The organism is Xylanibacillus composti, assembly GCF_018403685.1.
Classification (GTDB): Bacteria; Bacillota; Bacilli; order Paenibacillales; family K13; genus Xylanibacillus; species Xylanibacillus composti.
In genome coordinates this window covers 25,170-41,056 of the sequence record NZ_BOVK01000011.1, presented here as the reverse complement: position 1 = coordinate 41,056, position 15,887 = coordinate 25,170, and the positions used below count along the sequence as shown (strand labels likewise).

The 15,887-nt window shown below is 54.6% G+C and carries 16 protein-coding genes and 1 other annotated feature; of the genes, 14 read left to right on the top strand and 2 right to left on the bottom strand.

Going from position 1 to position 15,887, the window contains the following annotated elements:
- Position 1: 1 nt before the first annotated feature.
- The 7 genes from XYCOK13_RS03875 to XYCOK13_RS03845 all read left to right on the top strand — a co-directional run bounded on the left by XYCOK13_RS03875 (position 2) and on the right by XYCOK13_RS03845 (position 6,905).
- Positions 2–685, top strand: a complete 684-nt coding sequence (locus tag XYCOK13_RS03875) for a YggS family pyridoxal phosphate-dependent enzyme (RefSeq protein WP_213410571.1) — start codon at positions 2–4, stop codon at positions 683–685.
- 59 nt (positions 686–744) lie between these two features.
- Complete coding sequence (locus XYCOK13_RS03870) at positions 745–1,182, top strand: cell division protein SepF (protein WP_213410570.1); 438 nt, start codon at positions 745–747, stop codon at positions 1,180–1,182.
- Positions 1,183–1,189: 7 nt separating this feature from the next.
- Positions 1,190–1,456, top strand: coding sequence for a YggT family protein (locus XYCOK13_RS03865; RefSeq protein ID WP_280520872.1), 267 nt, complete (start codon positions 1,190–1,192; stop codon positions 1,454–1,456).
- A complete protein-coding gene (locus XYCOK13_RS03860; protein ID WP_213410569.1) occupies positions 1,453–2,247 on the top strand; it encodes a YlmH family RNA-binding protein in 795 nt (264 codons plus the stop codon). Before XYCOK13_RS03865 ends, XYCOK13_RS03860 begins: the two co-directional genes overlap by 4 nt.
- 73 nt (positions 2,248–2,320) lie before the next feature.
- Complete coding sequence (locus tag XYCOK13_RS03855) at positions 2,321–2,815, top strand: DivIVA domain-containing protein (protein WP_213410568.1); 495 nt, start codon at positions 2,321–2,323, stop codon at positions 2,813–2,815.
- A gap of 533 nt (positions 2,816–3,348) precedes the next feature.
- Positions 3,349–3,630 (top strand) — a binding site (T-box leader).
- Positions 3,631–3,699: 69 nt separating this feature from the next.
- Positions 3,700–6,462: an isoleucine--tRNA ligase gene (ileS, locus tag XYCOK13_RS03850; protein ID WP_213410649.1), complete on the top strand. Its 2,763-nt coding sequence runs from the start codon at positions 3,700–3,702 to the stop codon at positions 6,460–6,462.
- A 113-nt stretch (positions 6,463–6,575) separates the two neighbouring features.
- Positions 6,576–6,905, top strand: coding sequence for a DUF5665 domain-containing protein (locus XYCOK13_RS03845; protein WP_213410567.1), 330 nt, complete (start codon positions 6,576–6,578; stop codon positions 6,903–6,905).
- Here the strand turns inward: XYCOK13_RS03845 and XYCOK13_RS03840 are convergent.
- Entirely contained in the window at positions 6,902–7,630 is a 729-nt protein-coding gene (locus XYCOK13_RS03840) for a TraR/DksA C4-type zinc finger protein (protein ID WP_213410566.1), read from the bottom strand. The two genes, XYCOK13_RS03845 and XYCOK13_RS03840, sit on opposite strands and share 4 nt — an antisense overlap.
- 168 nt (positions 7,631–7,798) lie before the next feature.
- Here XYCOK13_RS03840 and lspA point away from each other — a divergent pair, with 168 nt between their 5' ends.
- The 4 genes from lspA to XYCOK13_RS03820 all read left to right on the top strand — a co-directional run bounded on the left by lspA (position 7,799) and on the right by XYCOK13_RS03820 (position 11,351).
- The gene (gene lspA, locus XYCOK13_RS03835) at positions 7,799–8,308 is read left to right on the top strand and encodes a signal peptidase II (protein WP_213410565.1); all 510 of its coding nucleotides are present in this window, start codon (positions 7,799–7,801) and stop codon (positions 8,306–8,308) included.
- A complete protein-coding gene (locus XYCOK13_RS03830; protein ID WP_213410564.1) occupies positions 8,301–9,230 on the top strand; it encodes an RluA family pseudouridine synthase in 930 nt (309 codons plus the stop codon). Before lspA ends, XYCOK13_RS03830 begins: the two co-directional genes overlap by 8 nt.
- 51 nt (positions 9,231–9,281) lie before the next feature.
- Positions 9,282–9,992 carry a 2,3,4,5-tetrahydropyridine-2,6-dicarboxylate N-acetyltransferase gene (gene dapD / locus XYCOK13_RS03825; RefSeq protein ID WP_213410563.1) on the top strand — a complete coding sequence of 237 codons (711 nt, stop codon included), beginning with the start codon at positions 9,282–9,284 and terminating at the stop codon, positions 9,990–9,992.
- A 210-nt stretch (positions 9,993–10,202) separates the two neighbouring features.
- Complete coding sequence (locus XYCOK13_RS03820) at positions 10,203–11,351, top strand: N-acetyldiaminopimelate deacetylase (RefSeq protein WP_213410562.1); 1,149 nt, start codon at positions 10,203–10,205, stop codon at positions 11,349–11,351.
- 120 nt (positions 11,352–11,471) lie between these two features.
- On the opposite strand, the gene XYCOK13_RS03815 is transcribed toward XYCOK13_RS03820, so the two are convergent.
- Complete coding sequence (locus XYCOK13_RS03815) at positions 11,472–12,638, bottom strand: aminotransferase A (RefSeq protein ID WP_213410561.1); 1,167 nt, start codon at positions 12,636–12,638, stop codon at positions 11,472–11,474.
- A 430-nt stretch (positions 12,639–13,068) separates the two neighbouring features.
- Between XYCOK13_RS03815 and pyrR the strand changes: the two genes are divergently transcribed.
- From pyrR to pyrC, 3 genes are all read left to right on the top strand, one after another.
- Positions 13,069–13,611, top strand: coding sequence for a bifunctional pyr operon transcriptional regulator/uracil phosphoribosyltransferase PyrR (gene pyrR / locus XYCOK13_RS03810; RefSeq protein ID WP_213410560.1), 543 nt, complete (start codon positions 13,069–13,071; stop codon positions 13,609–13,611).
- A complete protein-coding gene (locus tag XYCOK13_RS03805) occupies positions 13,608–14,516 on the top strand; it encodes an aspartate carbamoyltransferase catalytic subunit (protein ID WP_213410559.1) in 909 nt (302 codons plus the stop codon). Before pyrR ends, XYCOK13_RS03805 begins: the two co-directional genes overlap by 4 nt.
- Positions 14,517–14,588: 72 nt before the next feature.
- Entirely contained in the window at positions 14,589–15,881 is a 1,293-nt protein-coding gene (gene pyrC, locus XYCOK13_RS03800) for a dihydroorotase (protein ID WP_213410558.1), read from the top strand.
- Positions 15,882–15,887 lie beyond the last annotated feature (6 nt).

Sequence of the window (15,887 nt, the reverse complement as noted above, 5' to 3'; positions counted from 1 at the left end):
GTTGAATTTGCAAAATCGAGTCGAACACGTTTCCGGGCTTGTCGAACAGGCATGTGCCAGATCCGGCCGCAGTAGCGCGGATGTGAACCTCATCGCTGTGACGAAGTATGTGTCGCTGGAAACTGCCAGACAAGTGTTGGACTGCGGTCTCGCACATATTGGCGAAAACCGCTGGCAGGATGCGAGAGACAAGTGGGAGGCGCTGGGCGACAGAGGGACCTGGCATTTTATCGGACATCTGCAGACGAACAAAGTGAAGGAAGTCATCGGACGATTTACATACATCCATTCATTGGACCGCCTCTCGCTGGCCAAGGAATTGGACAAGCGGGCGGAAGCCGGGGACATGACCGTGCGATGTTTTGTTCAAGTGAATGTATCCGGAGAAGAGAGCAAGTACGGGCTGCAGCCGGAGGAGGTTGAGCCCTTTATGCGGGAAATTGCTTCGCTTCGCAACCTGGATGTAGTGGGATTGATGACGATGGCTCCCTATGAAGCGAATCCGGAAGAGACGCGTCCGGTCTTTCGCGGATTGCGGGAGCTGCGCGACGAGCTGAACGGACGAGCGGCGACCCGCGAGCCATTGACTGAATTGTCCATGGGCATGTCCAATGATTTCGAGATAGCCATTGAGGAAGGGGCTACTTGGATTCGGTTGGGCAGCATACTGGTAGGCAGAGAATAGCCGACGAGAGCGACCGAGGGATTAGCGAATCGGCGCGCAGATGCAAAGGAGGGGAAAGGATGGGCGTCATGAACAAATTCATGAATTTTTTAGGGCTGGCTGAGGAGGAAGAGGTTGTACGCCGTGAACGAATTGTGGAGGAAGAGGAGATAGACGAGTATCCGCAGGAACAGAGGAAGAATAAAGGGAATGTGGTAAGCATACATTCACAAAAAAACATTCGTCTGGTCCTGAGCGAGCCCCGTTCCTACGAGGAAACGCAGGAGATCGCGGATCACTTGCGTTCGCGTCGGCCCTGTGTGGTTAATTTGCAGCGCGTTCGGCCGGATATCGCTCTGAGAATTGTCGATTTTTTAAGCGGGACGGTTTATGCTTTGAGCGGTTCTATTTCCAAGGTGGGATCAAATATTTTCTTGTGTACGCCGGACAACGTTGAAATCCACGGTGCCATAACAGAAATGCTGGCAGACCAGACAGAACATACAAATACGAGGTGATAGCAGTTTGGGTTCCATATATGGTTTAGTTGACACATTGTTTCAGATATACCGCTATATGATCATCGGCTATATCTTGCTGTCCTGGATACCAAGTGCGAGAGAAAGCTTTATTGGCGAATTGTTGGGCAGATTTGTCGAGCCCTACCTTGCGCCTTTTCGCAAGGTTATTCCTCCGATCGGCGGCATGATTGACATTTCCCCGATTGTGGCGCTGTTTGCCCTGTTCTTTATCCAATACGGTGTATTTGCTATTTTGAGCATGTTCCTATGAGCAGCAAGTCGAACGATGCGATTTACGAGCACTTCCACCCGGACGAGCGCCACTTTGTAGATCGTGTACAGGAGTGGGTGGAGCGTGCCGGAGATCGGCATGAAACGGTCCGGACGGACTTTTTGGACCCTCGGCAAATTCAAATTGTGCTTGCGCTGGCGAACCGCAACGTCGATGTTGCGGTCGATTTTTTCGGCGGAGCGGAGCGGGCGGAGCGCAAGCGTGCATGGATCGCGCAGGATTATCGTCAGCCGACGCAGGACGATTTCGGCATTGCGCTCATGGCGATTGCTTCGCCTGAGCCGCAATTTGACCAGCTTGATCATGGCGATGTGCTCGGGGCAGTGCTTGGACTCGGTATCAAGCGGGACAAGCTTGGCGACATTCATCTTCACGCGGACCGCTGTCATCTGCTCTGTGCGGAAGAGATGGCGGATTATATCCGCATTCACCTGAATCAGGTTCATCGGCTGAGCGTTACCGCGGACCGAATTCCGCTCGAGCAGCTGGCGCCTGTGGATACGAAGCTCGAGGAGCTTAGCCTGTCCGTCGCTTCCCTGCGGCTGGACGGCATTGTAAGTGATGTCGTTCGCGTCAGCCGGGCAAAGGTGCTGCAGCCGATTAAGGCAGGTCGCTGCAAGGTCAATTGGAAGGTGGAGGAGAATCCTTCTGTGCAGCTTCGAGAAGGGGACGTGGTTTCGCTGAAGGGCTTCGGGCGGTTCCAGGTGCTGTCGATTGACGGCGTGACCAAAAGCGGCAGAATGCGTGTGAAAATCGGAAAATATGTATAAGGTTGCAGGAATTTAGTTAACCCTGTCGAATGGTAGAACATAGCCAAAACAAGTTTGATCAGGAGGTGCCCCAATGCCGCTTACGCCATTGGACATTCACAATAAAGAATTCGCGCGCGGATTCCGTGGTTACGATGAAGACGAGGTCAACGAGTTTCTGGATCAGGTAATCAAGGATTTCGAGGTGCTGATTCGCGACAACAACGATCTGAAGGAGAAAGTGGCAACGCTTCAAGAGAAGCTGGACCATTTCTCCACAATTGAAGATACGCTGAGCAAGACGATCATTGTCGCCCAGGAAACGGCAGACGAAGTGAAGAACAACGCGAAGAAAGAAGCGCAGCTGATCATTAAAGAAGCGGAGAAGAACGCAGACCGCATCATTAACGATGCGCTGGCGAAATCTCGAAAAATTGCGATGGACATGGAAGAGCTGAAGAAGCAGGCTTCGATTTACCGGACTCGCTTCCGTTCGCTCCTGGAAGCACAGATCGAGATGCTTAAGGAAGACGGCTGGGACACGCTGGAGAAGCCGCCGCTTGACAAGCCGCATGCAGTGAATGAATAAGGAGGGAAACTGTCTGTTCCTGGCTTGACCGGGCGAGACGGTTTCTTTTTTTTTTTGTTTTCCGGGATACTTTTGAAGGCGAGAGCCGATTTGGCATCGGTTGCGCTCCGGCTCCGGGAAAGCATCGGGAGTTCTCTTCACATTCGAGGATCGTCTAACGGAAGCAGGCGACGTAAGGACGTCTGTGAGTTCCATGAGAGTGTGAACGACCAGGCAGGCTTTGGCTTGTTTTCATTCGACCGCTTCAGGCCGGATTGAATCCGTCTGCGGAAGAGATGCGTCCCCATGCATCACCGATCTAAAAGCGCAGCTGTAATTTCGCGCGCCGTTGCTCAGCTGTTCATTTGCCCTGATGCATTGGCTCTGATGCATTGACTCTGATGTAATGACGGCAACGGACGGAGGGAGCGTCCGTTCCTTGTAGAAGCCAGGGGCTTATCGCGCTTTTATCCAGCATTGACTCTGTCAGTTGGCATAAGGTATACTGCACTAATAGAAAGATGTTTGCAAAATTGCAGCGTCTGGGATTTCGAAGGAAAGCGATGACTGGGACGAGTACATGGCTGCAGCCGCCACAGCGAGTCAGGGATTGGTGGAAGCCTGATGAGAAGCGGGTCATGGAAGATCACCCAGGAGTGTCGCCTTGAAACGTGCCCGTCACGGAGTAAGGGCAGCCGGGTCATGCCGTTATCCATGTCAGAGTGATTGAAGGCTTCGCAGCAGCGTTAGCGTTGTGGCTTGCAGCAGGCAAGGCGCACAAGACGCCAGAGCCTCGATCAATAGGGTGGTACCGCGAGCAGCCTCTCGTCCCTATGGGATGAGGGTTTTTTTTTGTTGTTTCAAGACAGGAACTCCGACAGGAAAGGAAGAGGAAGATGGAGAAGATGGACTACAGCAAGACGCTTAACCTGCCGCAAACGGATTTCCCTATGCGCGGAAATTTGCCGAAAGCGGAGCCGGACATGCAGGCATGGTGGGAAGAAATCAACATTTATGAGAAGGTGCAGGAGAATCAGAAAGGCAAGCCCAAGTTTATTTTGCATGATGGACCGCCGTATGCGAATGGCGACATTCATATCGGGCACGCCTTGAACAAAATTTTGAAAGACATGATTATCCGCTTCAAGACGATGCAGGGATACGATGCGCCTTATGTGCCAGGCTGGGATACGCACGGCTTGCCGATTGAACAAGCGATTGCCAACAGCGGCAAGGCAGACCGCAAGAAGATGTCCGTTGCCGAATTTCGCGAAGCCTGCAAGCAGTATGCGCTGGATTGGGTAGCCAGACAGAAGGAGCAATTCAAGAGACTCAGTATTCGGGGGGACTTCGATAACCCTTACATCACACTGGAACCGAAGTATGAGGCGCAGCAAATTCGCGTCTTTGGCGAGATGGTGAAGAAGGGATATATCTACAAGGGCCTAAAGCCAGTGTATTGGTCTCCGTCATCGGAAAGCGCACTGGCAGAAGCGGAAATTGAATATAAGGAGAAGCGCTCTCCTTCGATCTACGTGGCGTTTGACGTGCGGGACGGCAAGGGCAAGCTGCCTGCCGATGCGGCACTGGTAATCTGGACGACAACTCCTTGGACGCTGCCGGCGAACCTGGGCATCTCCGTTCATCCGGATTACGAGTATGTGCTCGTCAAGAAAGACGGCAAGACATATGTGTTGGCTGAAGGCTTGCTGGAAACAGCGGCAAAAGAGATCGGCTGGGAGCAACCGGAAGTGGTTGGCAAGGTGAAAGGGGCCGAGCTGGAGGGCGTTCTTTGCCGTCATCCGTTCTATGACCGCGATTCCTTGGTAATGGTCGGCGAGCATGTGACGCTGGATGCCGGTACTGGCTGCGTGCACACGGCGCCCGGACACGGGGAGGAAGACTTTGAGATCGGTGCAAAGTACAAGCTTGGCGTTCTGTGCCCGGTTGACGATCAGGGCAAGTTCACAGCGGAAGCGCCGGGCTTCGAGGGCATCTTCTATGACAAGGCGAACAAGCAAATTACGGAGATGCTAGAGGAAAGCGGTCATTTGCTGAAGCTCGGCTTTATCGACCACCAATACGCGCATGACTGGCGTACGAAGAAGCCGGTCATCTACCGGGCCACCGAGCAGTGGTTTGCCAGTGTGGAGGCGTTCCGCCAGCAAATGCTCGACGAGATCAAGAAGATCAAGTGGACACCGCATTGGGGCGAAGTGCGTCTCCACAATATGATCGCGGACCGCGGCGATTGGTGCATATCCCGCCAGCGCGCATGGGGTGTGCCGATTCCGATTATGTACTGCAGAAGCTGCCAGGAGCCGCTCGTCAATGACGAGACCATTGAGCATGTGGCGAAGCTGTTCGAGCAGGAGGGTTCGGGAGCCTGGTTCATTCGGGAGGAGCATGAGCTGCTGCCGACTGGCACGGTGTGCGCTTCCTGCGGACACAACGAATTCCGCAAGGAAACGGATATCATGGACGTCTGGTTTGACTCCGGTTCCAGCCACAAGGCGGTGCTGGAAACTCGCGAGGAGCTGCAGTGGCCTGCGGACCTATATCTGGAAGGTTCCGACCAATATCGGGGCTGGTACAACTCTTCCTTGATCACAAGCGTGGCCATTACGGGCCAGGCACCGTACAAAGGCATTCTCAGCCACGGCTTCACTCTGGATGGAGAAGGCCGCAAAATGTCCAAGTCGCTCGGCAATACGATTGATCCGAACAAGGTGTGCAATCAGCTGGGAGCGGATATTTTGCGTCTGTGGGTCGCTTCTACGGATTATCAGGCGGACCAGCGCATCTCGGACAATATCTTGTCCCAGACTTCTGAAGTGTATCGGAAAATCCGCAACACGCTCCGCTTTTTGCTAGGCAATCTGACCGGATTTGATCCGGCGAAGGATCAGGTCGATTACCGGGATATGAGCGAGCTGAACCGCTATGCACTAGCGCGTCTGGCAAGCATGATTGAACGGGTCATCCAGGCATATGAGCGGTACGAGTTTCACATGGTGTACCAGGCGGTTCATCATTTCTGCGCGGTAGAGATGAGCGCGTTCTATCTGGATATTCAGAAGGATTGCCTGTACGCAAGCGCGCCGAATGCTGCGGAACGCAAGGAAGTGCAGACTGTACTCTACGAAGCACTGCTTGCGATCACGAAGCTGATTGCTCCGATTCTGCCTCATACAGCCGATGAAGTGTGGCGGGTCGTTCCCGGTGCGGAGGAAATCAGCGTACAGCTGGCAAGCCTGCCGGAAGTGCATAGCGCATGGCGCGACGAACAGCTGGAAGCCCGTTGGTCGTCGTTCATCGATATACGCGATGAAGTGCTGAAAGCACTGGAGCAGGCGCGCAAGGACAAGACTATCGGGAATTCGCTCGGCGCCTCGCTCTGTATATACCCATCTTCCAAGGAGACGGCAGAACTGCTTGGCTCGTTCGAGCGGCTCGATACGTTGTTCATTGTTTCCCGGGTCCATCTGCACGAAGCGAACGAGGAAGCCCCGGCAGAGGCGATGAAGCTGGACGGTCTGGCTGTCCACGTCTTGACGGCCAAGGGCGAGAAGTGCGAGCGCTGCTGGATCGTAACCAAGGAGGTCGGCACCAACGCCAATCACCCAACCTTGTGCAGCCGCTGCGCGTCTGTCGTGGACCAGCTGTAAGAAAAGGTACGGATGGTGCTAATGAACAAGGCCTTTCCGGGATATATTAGCATACAAGAACGAAAACGAGCTTGAGCCTTCAAGCTCGTTCTCTGCTTCTTGGGGGGAGTATGATGAATCACTCGGATTCCGAAAAGCCTTGGACAGCAACATTAGCCGCCATAGAGGCGCGTGTCGAAAAAATGGCGATTCAATTGGAAAAGACCGAAATTGCCGATTATGTGGAGCTGATGAATCGCCCCGGCAGGCTGCTGTTTCGCAACCTGCTCGCAGGAATCGCCAGAGGCGTTGGCGTAGCCATCGGCTTTACGGTTTTTATGATTTCACTTCTTTATTTTTTGCGCGCGCTGGGTGCGCTGAACATTCCGATCGTCGGCGATTATATTGCAGACATCATTGAAATTGTTCAGCATCAGCTCGAAGGGCGAAGAGGGTATTATTAGGACAACTCATCCGCCTGCATATCGGCCTCCAAATCGTGGTCGCCCTCTTGATTCTCCATATAGGACCGATACTCGGCATTGCGTACAACCGTGATATGGCGGCCTGTAATATCCGTAGCCAGGAAGCTTTCAATCGCTTCCACATAGCCGTCATGGTCCGTTTCTTCAAATTCGGCTTCATCGTAATCGCCCATATTGCGATTTTCCGCCAGGGCGGGGCTTGTCGAGGTACCCCATTCCGATACGATTTGCCAGGCGTCCTCGCCGTCGAATTGGGTTTGGTCTTCGCGCTCATCGAGGCTGGTACGGCCGAACGGCGGCTGCAGGAAAGTTTCTTCTACCGGTCTTCGCAGCGAGGCTTCATCTTCGGCGTGCTGCACGCAGAACCGCGTTGACGGCACTGCCTGCAAACGTTCATAAGGGATCTTCTTTCCGCATGCAACGCAAGTTCCGTATGTGCCGGCATCCATGCGTTCCAGCGACTCCAAGACGGCGATCCGATGCAGTTCTGCATGCTCGTTCAGGGCAAGATCTTTTTCCCGTTCGTACAGTTCGCTTGCCATATCGCCGGGATGATTATCGTAAGCAGACAGCTCTTGGGAAATGTTCTGAGCATGTCCCATCCCGAAATGGTCGCTGCTGGTCAGCAGATTCTCGGCCTCGCGCAATTCCCTGTTCAGCTCGCTGCGCAAATGCTCGATCTGTTGTCTCGTCAAGTGGGGCATTGTAAGCTCAGCTCCTTTCGATCCTCATGGATAGCTTTCTCGCCGGACGGATTTTTTACAGCGGTAATTCCTTGTATGCAAGCCATCGCAAGCCTTCTATGGCGAGGGACGTGGACGAAGCTGAACAGGCTGTGATACAATGGGCGATGGAACAGGAGGCGACCGGTAGTGAAAAAATGGGTATGGATAATCGCAGCGTTCATATTTGCCATAGATCAGCTGACGAAATGGATCATCAAGGAGACGATGGTGATTGGGGAGCGGATTTCGGTCATTGGCGATTTCTTTTCTCTAACTTCTCACCGCAACAGAGGCGCTGCGTTCGGCATATTACAGGATCAGCGATGGTTTTTTCTGATCGCGACGGTCATCATTGTAGCTGGCGTGATCTGGTATATGCTGAAGAGCGTTTCGCAAGGAAAGCGGCTTCTGCCGATTGCCTTGTCGCTTGTATTGGGCGGCGCGCTGGGCAACTTTATTGATCGGCTGCTGGCAGGGGAAGTCGTTGACTTTTTCCAATTCCGATTTATGTTTGATCTGCTTGGGAAAGCTGTGGATTATACGTATCCGATATTCAACGTCGCGGATGCAGCGATTGTGGTGGGCGTTGCCCTTATTTTCGTTGACGCGATATTGGAATGGCGCAATGAAGGAAAGGAACTGAAGCACGATGGATGAGCAAGAACTGGAAAGCTATGCCTGGGATGCAGCAGAGGAAGAAGCGGGCGAGCGCATCGACAAGATCATCGCTTCGAGACTCGATGATCGCACTTCGCGTTCACAGGTACAGCAATGGATTAAAGAAGGGGCCGTTACCGTTCATGGTCAGCCGGTCAAGAGCAACTACAAGCTTGCGCCGGGTGACGTGATTGAGGTCGTCGTGCCGGAGCCTGAGGGAATAGAAGCGGAGCCGGAGAACATTCCGCTGCAAATCGCCTATGAAGACAGCGATGTGATCGTTGTGAACAAGCCGCGCGGCATGGTGGTTCATCCGTCGTACGGACATCCTCGCGGCACACTGGTCAATGCCTTGCTTCATCATTGCAAGGATTTGTCCGGCATTGGAGGCGTAATGCGGCCCGGCATCGTTCACCGGATTGACAAGGACACCTCCGGCTTGATTATGGTGGCCAAGAATGATCAGGCGCATGCCTCGCTGTCCGCTCAATTGAAGGAGCACTCGGTCGTCCGCAAATATTATGCGATCGTGCACGGCGTATTGCCGCACAAGGAAGGGACCATAGACGCGCCGATCGGCCGATCCAGTGAAGACCGCAAGCTGTATCGGGTAACGGAAAAAAACGCGAAGCATGCCGTGACACATTTCGTCGTTGCCGAGCAGTTCGCCGAATACGCGCTGCTGGAGCTTCAGCTGGAGACAGGGAGAACCCATCAGATTCGCGTACATATGAAGTTTATCGGTCATCCGCTTGTCGGCGATCCGGTATACGGGCGCAGCAAAGGGCTGAAAATGGACGGTCAGGCGCTGCATGCAGCCGTCCTGGGCTTCAAGCATCCTGTCAGCGGAGAGTATTTGGAATTTCAGGCGGACATGCCTGGGGACATGGAGCAATTGCTTCACATATTGAGAACCGGGTGACGGGTAAGGTATAATGCAGGTATCATGTTTGATGAGGAGGAGTACATAGCAATGGATCACACAATGGACCAAACGATGGAAGTCATTAATTTAATCAAGAACAGCAAAAAAACAACACCGGTCAAGGTATACTACACAGGGACCGTACCGCAATCGGATAAAGTCAAGGTATTCGACTTCGGCGGCGGCGGCGTGCTGATGGGCGATTGGGCTGAAGTACAGGCGCTGCTGGAAGCCGCAGGCTCCTCCGTACAACAGGTGGAAATTGAATCGGACCGCCGCAACTCGGCTATCCCGTTGCTTGACATGAAGGGCATTAACGCGCGTATCGAGCCGGGTGCCATCATTCGCGACAAGGTGGAAATCGGTGACAATGCGGTCATCATGATGGGGGCGGTCATCAATATCGGCTGCAATATCGGCGAAGGCACCATGATCGATATGAACGCCACGCTAGGCGGCCGAGTGCAGGTCGGCAAGATGTGTCACATCGGCGCCGGCGCTGTGTTGGCGGGTGTCATTGAACCGCCTTCCGCGCAGCCTGTCACGGTTGAAGATGATGTTGTCATTGGCGCCAACGCCGTAGTGCTGGAAGGCGTGCGCATTGGCAAGGGCTCTGTTGTTGCAGCCGGCGCTGTGGTGATCGAGGATGTGCCTGAGAATTCGGTTGTTGCAGGCATACCGGCGAAGGTGATTAAGACCGTTGATGACAAGACAAAGTCCAAGACGATGCTCATCGAAGGCCTGCGCAACTTGAAGTAATGTGCTGGTATGGATTGCGCAATGGACAGGGCATCCATGGCTGACCCTGTGCACAAGGTTATATATTGTGGAATCCTATACGCGGGCCGCTCTCTTATCAGAAGAAAGCGGCCCTTTCTCATGTAAGCTTCTTGTAAGCTTTCGCGAGGCGATCCGGCGCTATTATTCAGGGGGATAGAGTTATGCAATTTACGATGGGGAGGACATAGCATGGGAAGCGCCTATATTGACATACGCAGAAAGCTGCATCAAATTCCGGAGCCTGGCTTTGAAGAATTCAAGACACAAGCGTTCGTGCTGGATTTTCTCGGCAAATTGCCCCAAGAGCATCTCGAGGTGCAAACATGGCGAACGGGCGTGCTGGCACGAATTCGCGGAACCCGAAGCGGCGACAGGCAAATCCTGGCCTACCGCGCCGATATAGACGGACTGCCGATCGAAGAAGAGACCTCGTATTCCTTCCGCTCGCAGCATCCCGGATTTATGCATGCATGCGGCCATGACATCCACACGACGGTCGCGCTCGGTGTGGCGGAGCACTTCGCGAATCACCCGCTGGAGGACGATGTGCTCGTCGTGTTTCAGCCGGCGGAGGAAGGCCCAGGAGGGGCCGCGCCTATGATGGCGAGCGAACAATTCGCCGCGTGGCGCCCCGATTTCATTATGGCGCTGCATATTGCTCCGGAATATCCGGTCGGCACAGTGGCGACTCGTCCGGGCATCTTGTTCGCCAACACGTCAGAGCTTTTTATAGACGTCATCGGCACAGGTGGCCATGCGGCATTCCCGCATCAGGCGAACGATGCGATGGTGGCGGCGGCCAGCTTGATTATGCAGCTCCAATCCATCGTGTCGCGCAATGTGAACCCGCTGGATTCGGCTGTCGTGACGCTGGGCAAGATTACGGGGGGCGTCCGGCAAAATGTCATCGCCGAGCGAGTGCGTCTGGAGGGTACCATTCGCACGCTTTCCGAACAGGCGATGGATGAAGTGAAGGCGCGGGTCGAAGCCATGCTGCGCGGGCTCGAAGCCGGTTATGGCGTTCGCACGGAGCTGGACTATGGCTCCAATTATCATCAAGTCTACAATTCCCGCGAGGAGACGGTCCAATTCATGAATTGGGTGCGGGAGAGCGGATCGGCTGAATTGATTGCATGCAGGGAAGCAATGACGGGCGAAGACTTTGGCTACTTTCTGAAGGAAATCCCCGGCTTCATGTTCTGGCTGGGTGTCGATACGCCATATGGTCTGCATCACAGCAAGATAGAGCCGAGCGAGGATGCGATTGACGTGGCGATTTCACTCGTAACCCGGTATTTGTCCGCCAAGTCCGCCAGCGGGGGAAAGGCAGAGTCATAATATCGCCAATCGGCAGGCGCTATTCACAATTGAAGGCTTGGGATGGCAAATCCCCTATATGCATGTGCCCCAATTGTTTCTCATTCGAAACGATTGGGGCACGAAACGTAAAGCGGACGGTTATAGTTTCTGAATAAAAGCTGCAAGGCGATCGAGTGCCGTTTCAAGCGTCTCCAGTCCGCTCGCATAGGAGATGCGTATGAAACCGTCGCCGAACGGGTTAAATGCGTTACCCGGGACGACCGCCACATGCTGTTCATCCAACAGTCTGTACGCGAAGGACTCGGCATCCAGGCCGAACTTCGCGATGGACGGGAAGATGTAGAACGCTCCTTGCGGCTTGATCGTATCGATACCCATCTGGATTAACCGTTCATACACATAATCCCTTCGCTCCCGGTATGCTTCCCGCATCGGAGCGGCATCATTGCGCCCGGTCGTTACGGCCGCCAGCGCGGCATGCTGGCTAATTGAGCTGGCGCAGGTGACATTGTATTGATGCACCTTGACCATATGCTTCGTCAGATAGGCCGGCGCGAATGTGAATCCGATACGCCATCCTGTCATGGAGTGCGATTTGGACAGGCCATTGATTACGATTGTCCGCTCGCGCATGGAAGGGATTGCCGCAATGGACGCATGGGTTCCGTCGAACACCAGCTCGCTGTAAATCTCGTCTGAAAGCACGAATATGTCGCGATTGTCCAATAGCCCGGCAAGCTCCTTCAACTCCTCTTCGGTTAGCAAACAGCCGGTAGGGTTGGACGGAGAAGCCAAGATCACGCAGCGTGTCCGTTCTGTGAGCAGCGGCTCCAGCACCTCTGCTGTCAGCTTGAAGCCGCTGCCGGTTATATCGGCATGGACCGGCACGGCGCCGCACATTCGGATAATCGGCTCGTATCCGGGGTATACCGGCGCTGGCAGCACCACTTCGGAGCCGGGCGTCAGAATGGTGCGCAGCGCGATGTCAAGCGCCTCGCTGGCCCCTGTTGTGACGATACACTCGCTGTCGGGATCGTAGGCAAGGCCGTACTTGTCTTGAAGGAACGAAGCAGCCGCCTGACGCAATGCCGGCATGCCGGCATTCGGCGTATAGACAGTATGTCCGGCATCCATCGCCTGCTTGGCTGCCTCCAAGATATGGGCCGGCGTCGGGAAGTCAGGCTGGCCGAGCGTCAATGACAGCACCTGATCGTATTGGGCAACGCGATTGGCCATTTTGCGGATACCGGATATTTCGATTTCGCGTACTTCCTGACGTATGTGTTGTTCCAGTTTGGCTTTCATATTTAAACACCTCATTTGTTCTCTTCCCGCGCTTGTTGCGCGGCCGTTGCGGATCGCTTTCGCGCATGATAGCGACCGTCGGCCAAGTTCATCTTACCATATCCAATGCCTGGCTGACACGCGATCTTTGCGCAGAAAAAAGAAGTTGACTTCTTTTGTCGAAAGTGGCATAATTCTCTTAAATAGCTTGAACCTTTAATGACAGTCCCGTGAGGCTGGAAAGGTGACCGAACTGAAATATTGGATGCAAAGAACCTGATGGCGTGATGGTATCGCGTTACGGGTTATCTCTGCACACATTCGGCACGCCGACTCCTTGTCCTTTGGGCAGGAGTTTTTTTTGTGGCATTTTCCGGGCCGATGCTCTGGATCAGGAATCCGCTTCGAAGGCTTGGATTCACGTTTGCGGGTAAAAAAGGAGGGGCCTATCATGAACGAGCAAGTGACGATCATGGACGAGACGGCAATTCGCAGAGCGCTCACCCGAATAGCCCACGAGATCCTGGAGAAGAACAAGGGGGTAGACGGCTGCGTTCTGGTCGGGATTCGCACGCGCGGCATCTACTTGGCAAGAAGAATCGCCAAGCGGATTCAGGAGATCGAAGGCATGGACATTGCGGTAGGCGAGCTGGATATCACTCCCTTCCGAGATGATGTGGCAGCAAGCCGCCGCGAGATGCCGCAGCTGGAGCAGCTGCAGGTTCATGACAAGAAAGTGATTGTTTTCGATGATGTGCTGTACACGGGGCGGACTGTCAGAGCCGCTATGGATGCGCTGATGGGATCGGGACGGCCGCGCATGATCCAGCTGGCTGTATTGGTCGACCGGGGACACAGAGAGCTTCCGATTCGCCCGGATTTCATCGGCAAGAACGTTCCTACCTCCAGCGAAGAGCAAATTGAGGTGCACTTGACGGAAGTCGATCAACAAGATCAGGTACTGATAATCAAAAGCAGGGGGGAAGGAGCATGACCATGATGAAAACAGCGTCCGATCGCCACCTGCTGGGGCTGAGAAACTTAAGCGCTGCAGAGATAAGCGCGATTCTGGACAGGGCCGCTTACTGGGAAGAACATCCGGTGAAGGTATCGAACCTGTGCCGGGACCGATTTGTGGCCAATATGTTCTTTGAGAACAGCACGAGAACCCGTTTTTCCTTCGAAGTGGCCGAAAAGCGCCTGGGGGCGGAAGTGCTGAACTTCTCGGCCGCCGTATCCAGCGTGCAAAAGGGAGAATCGATCTACGATACCGTCAAGACGCTCGAATCGATGGGCATCGATGCAGGCATCATCCGGCTCAAGCCGTCGGGGGTCCTGCCGGAACTGGCCGCCAAGATCAAGGTGCCGCTTATTAATGCGGGTGATGGCAACAACGAGCATCCGACGCAGGCGCTGCTGGATCTCTATACGATGCGCAAGCACTTCGGCCATCTGCAGGGATTGACCGTTTCGATTATCGGCGATATCAAGCACAGCAGAGTCGCCCGCTCCAACTTATGGGCGCTGCGGACGCTCGGTGCAAGCGTGAAGTTTTGCGCGCCGGACAATATGCAGGCGCCGGAACTGGCCGAATACGCTCCGTATGTCAGCATAGACGAAGCGCTCAGAGCGGACGTCGTGATGATGCTGCGGGTACAGCTGGAGCGGCACGAGTCCGGCATGATTACCTCGGCGGAAGCGTACCGCGAGCACTATGGTCTGACAGAGGAGCGCGCCGGGCGACTTCAGCCGCATGCGCTTATCATGCATCCCGCGCCAGTGAATCGGGGAGTAGAAATTGACGATTCCGTTGTAGAGCATCCGCAATCGCGGATCTTCGAACAGATCGCGAACGGGGTTCCCATTCGGATGGCTGTTATCGAAAGAGCCTTAACTTGACGAAACTCATGGCTGGAACAAGCGCATTTGGTGGGCGTTTATCATACTAATACCAAGTACAGGAGGTACGGCATGGGGCACTGGATTTTGAACGGGAACGTGTACGACCCTGAAAGCAAACAAATAACGAAACAGCATGTCTTCATCGATAACGGCAAGGTGTCGCGCATTGTGGCGGAAAGCGATCTGCCTGATACGGCTGGCCATGAAGTGACAGAGGCGGCAGGCAAGCTTGTGACGGCGGGGCTGATCGACATGCATGTGCATTTGCGCGAGCCGGGCTTCGAGCATAAGGAAACCATTGCAACAGGAGCCAGGTCGGCGGTCAAAGGCGGCTTCACGACGATCGCCTGCATGCCGAATACCAGACCGGTGATTGACAAGCCGGAGACGCTGGAGTTCGTCTACTCCCAAGCGAAAGCGGCAGGATTGGCCAAGGTGCTGTCTTATGGATGCATTACAAAAAATGAGCTCGGTCGCGAGCTGACCGATTTCTCCGCTCTGAAGCAGGCAGGAGCGATCGGCTTTACGGATGACGGCGTTGGCGTTCAAAATGCGCAAATGATGAAGGACGCCATGAGGCTGGCAGCCAGCCTGGGGCTCCCGATCGTTGCGCACTGCGAGGACGATACGCTAGTGGAGGGCGCCTCCGTAACAGACGGGGCTTTCGCCCGGAAGCACGGGCTGAAAGGCATTCCGAACGAATCCGAAGCGATTCATGTCGGACGCGATGTGCTGCTGGCGGAAGCAACTGGCGTTCACTACCATGTGTGCCATGTCAGCACCGAGCAATCGGTGCGGCTGATCCGTCAAGCGAAGCAAGTGGGCGTTAAAGTGACCGCAGAAGTGTGTCCGCACCATCTGTTGCTGTCTGATGAGGACATACCGGGCATGGATGCGAACTGGAAGATGAATCCGCCGCTGCGCTCGCCGCGGGATGTCAAAGCGATGATTGAAGCGCTGGAGGACGGCACGATCGACATGATCGTTACCGACCATGCTCCGCACAGCGAGGAAGAGAAGGCAAAAGGCATGGATCTTGCCCCGTTCGGCATCGTCGGATTGGAAACAGCCTTCCCGCTGCTGTATACGAAATTTGTGAAGAGCGGACGCTGGACGCTAGGGTTCTTGCTGGATCGCATGACCGTGAAGCCGGCGGATGCATTCGGCCTGCACGCAGGCAGACTGAAGCCGGGAGCAGCGGCTGACGTGACAATCATTGATCTGGATGTTGAGCGCGAAGTGAATCCGGAGCTGTTCGCCTCGAAGGGAAGAAACACCCCCTTCACCGGCTGGAAGCTGAACGGCTGGCCGGTTTGGACAATGGTAGACGGCAAAGTAGTATGGCGGGAATCCAACGAATAGGAGTGA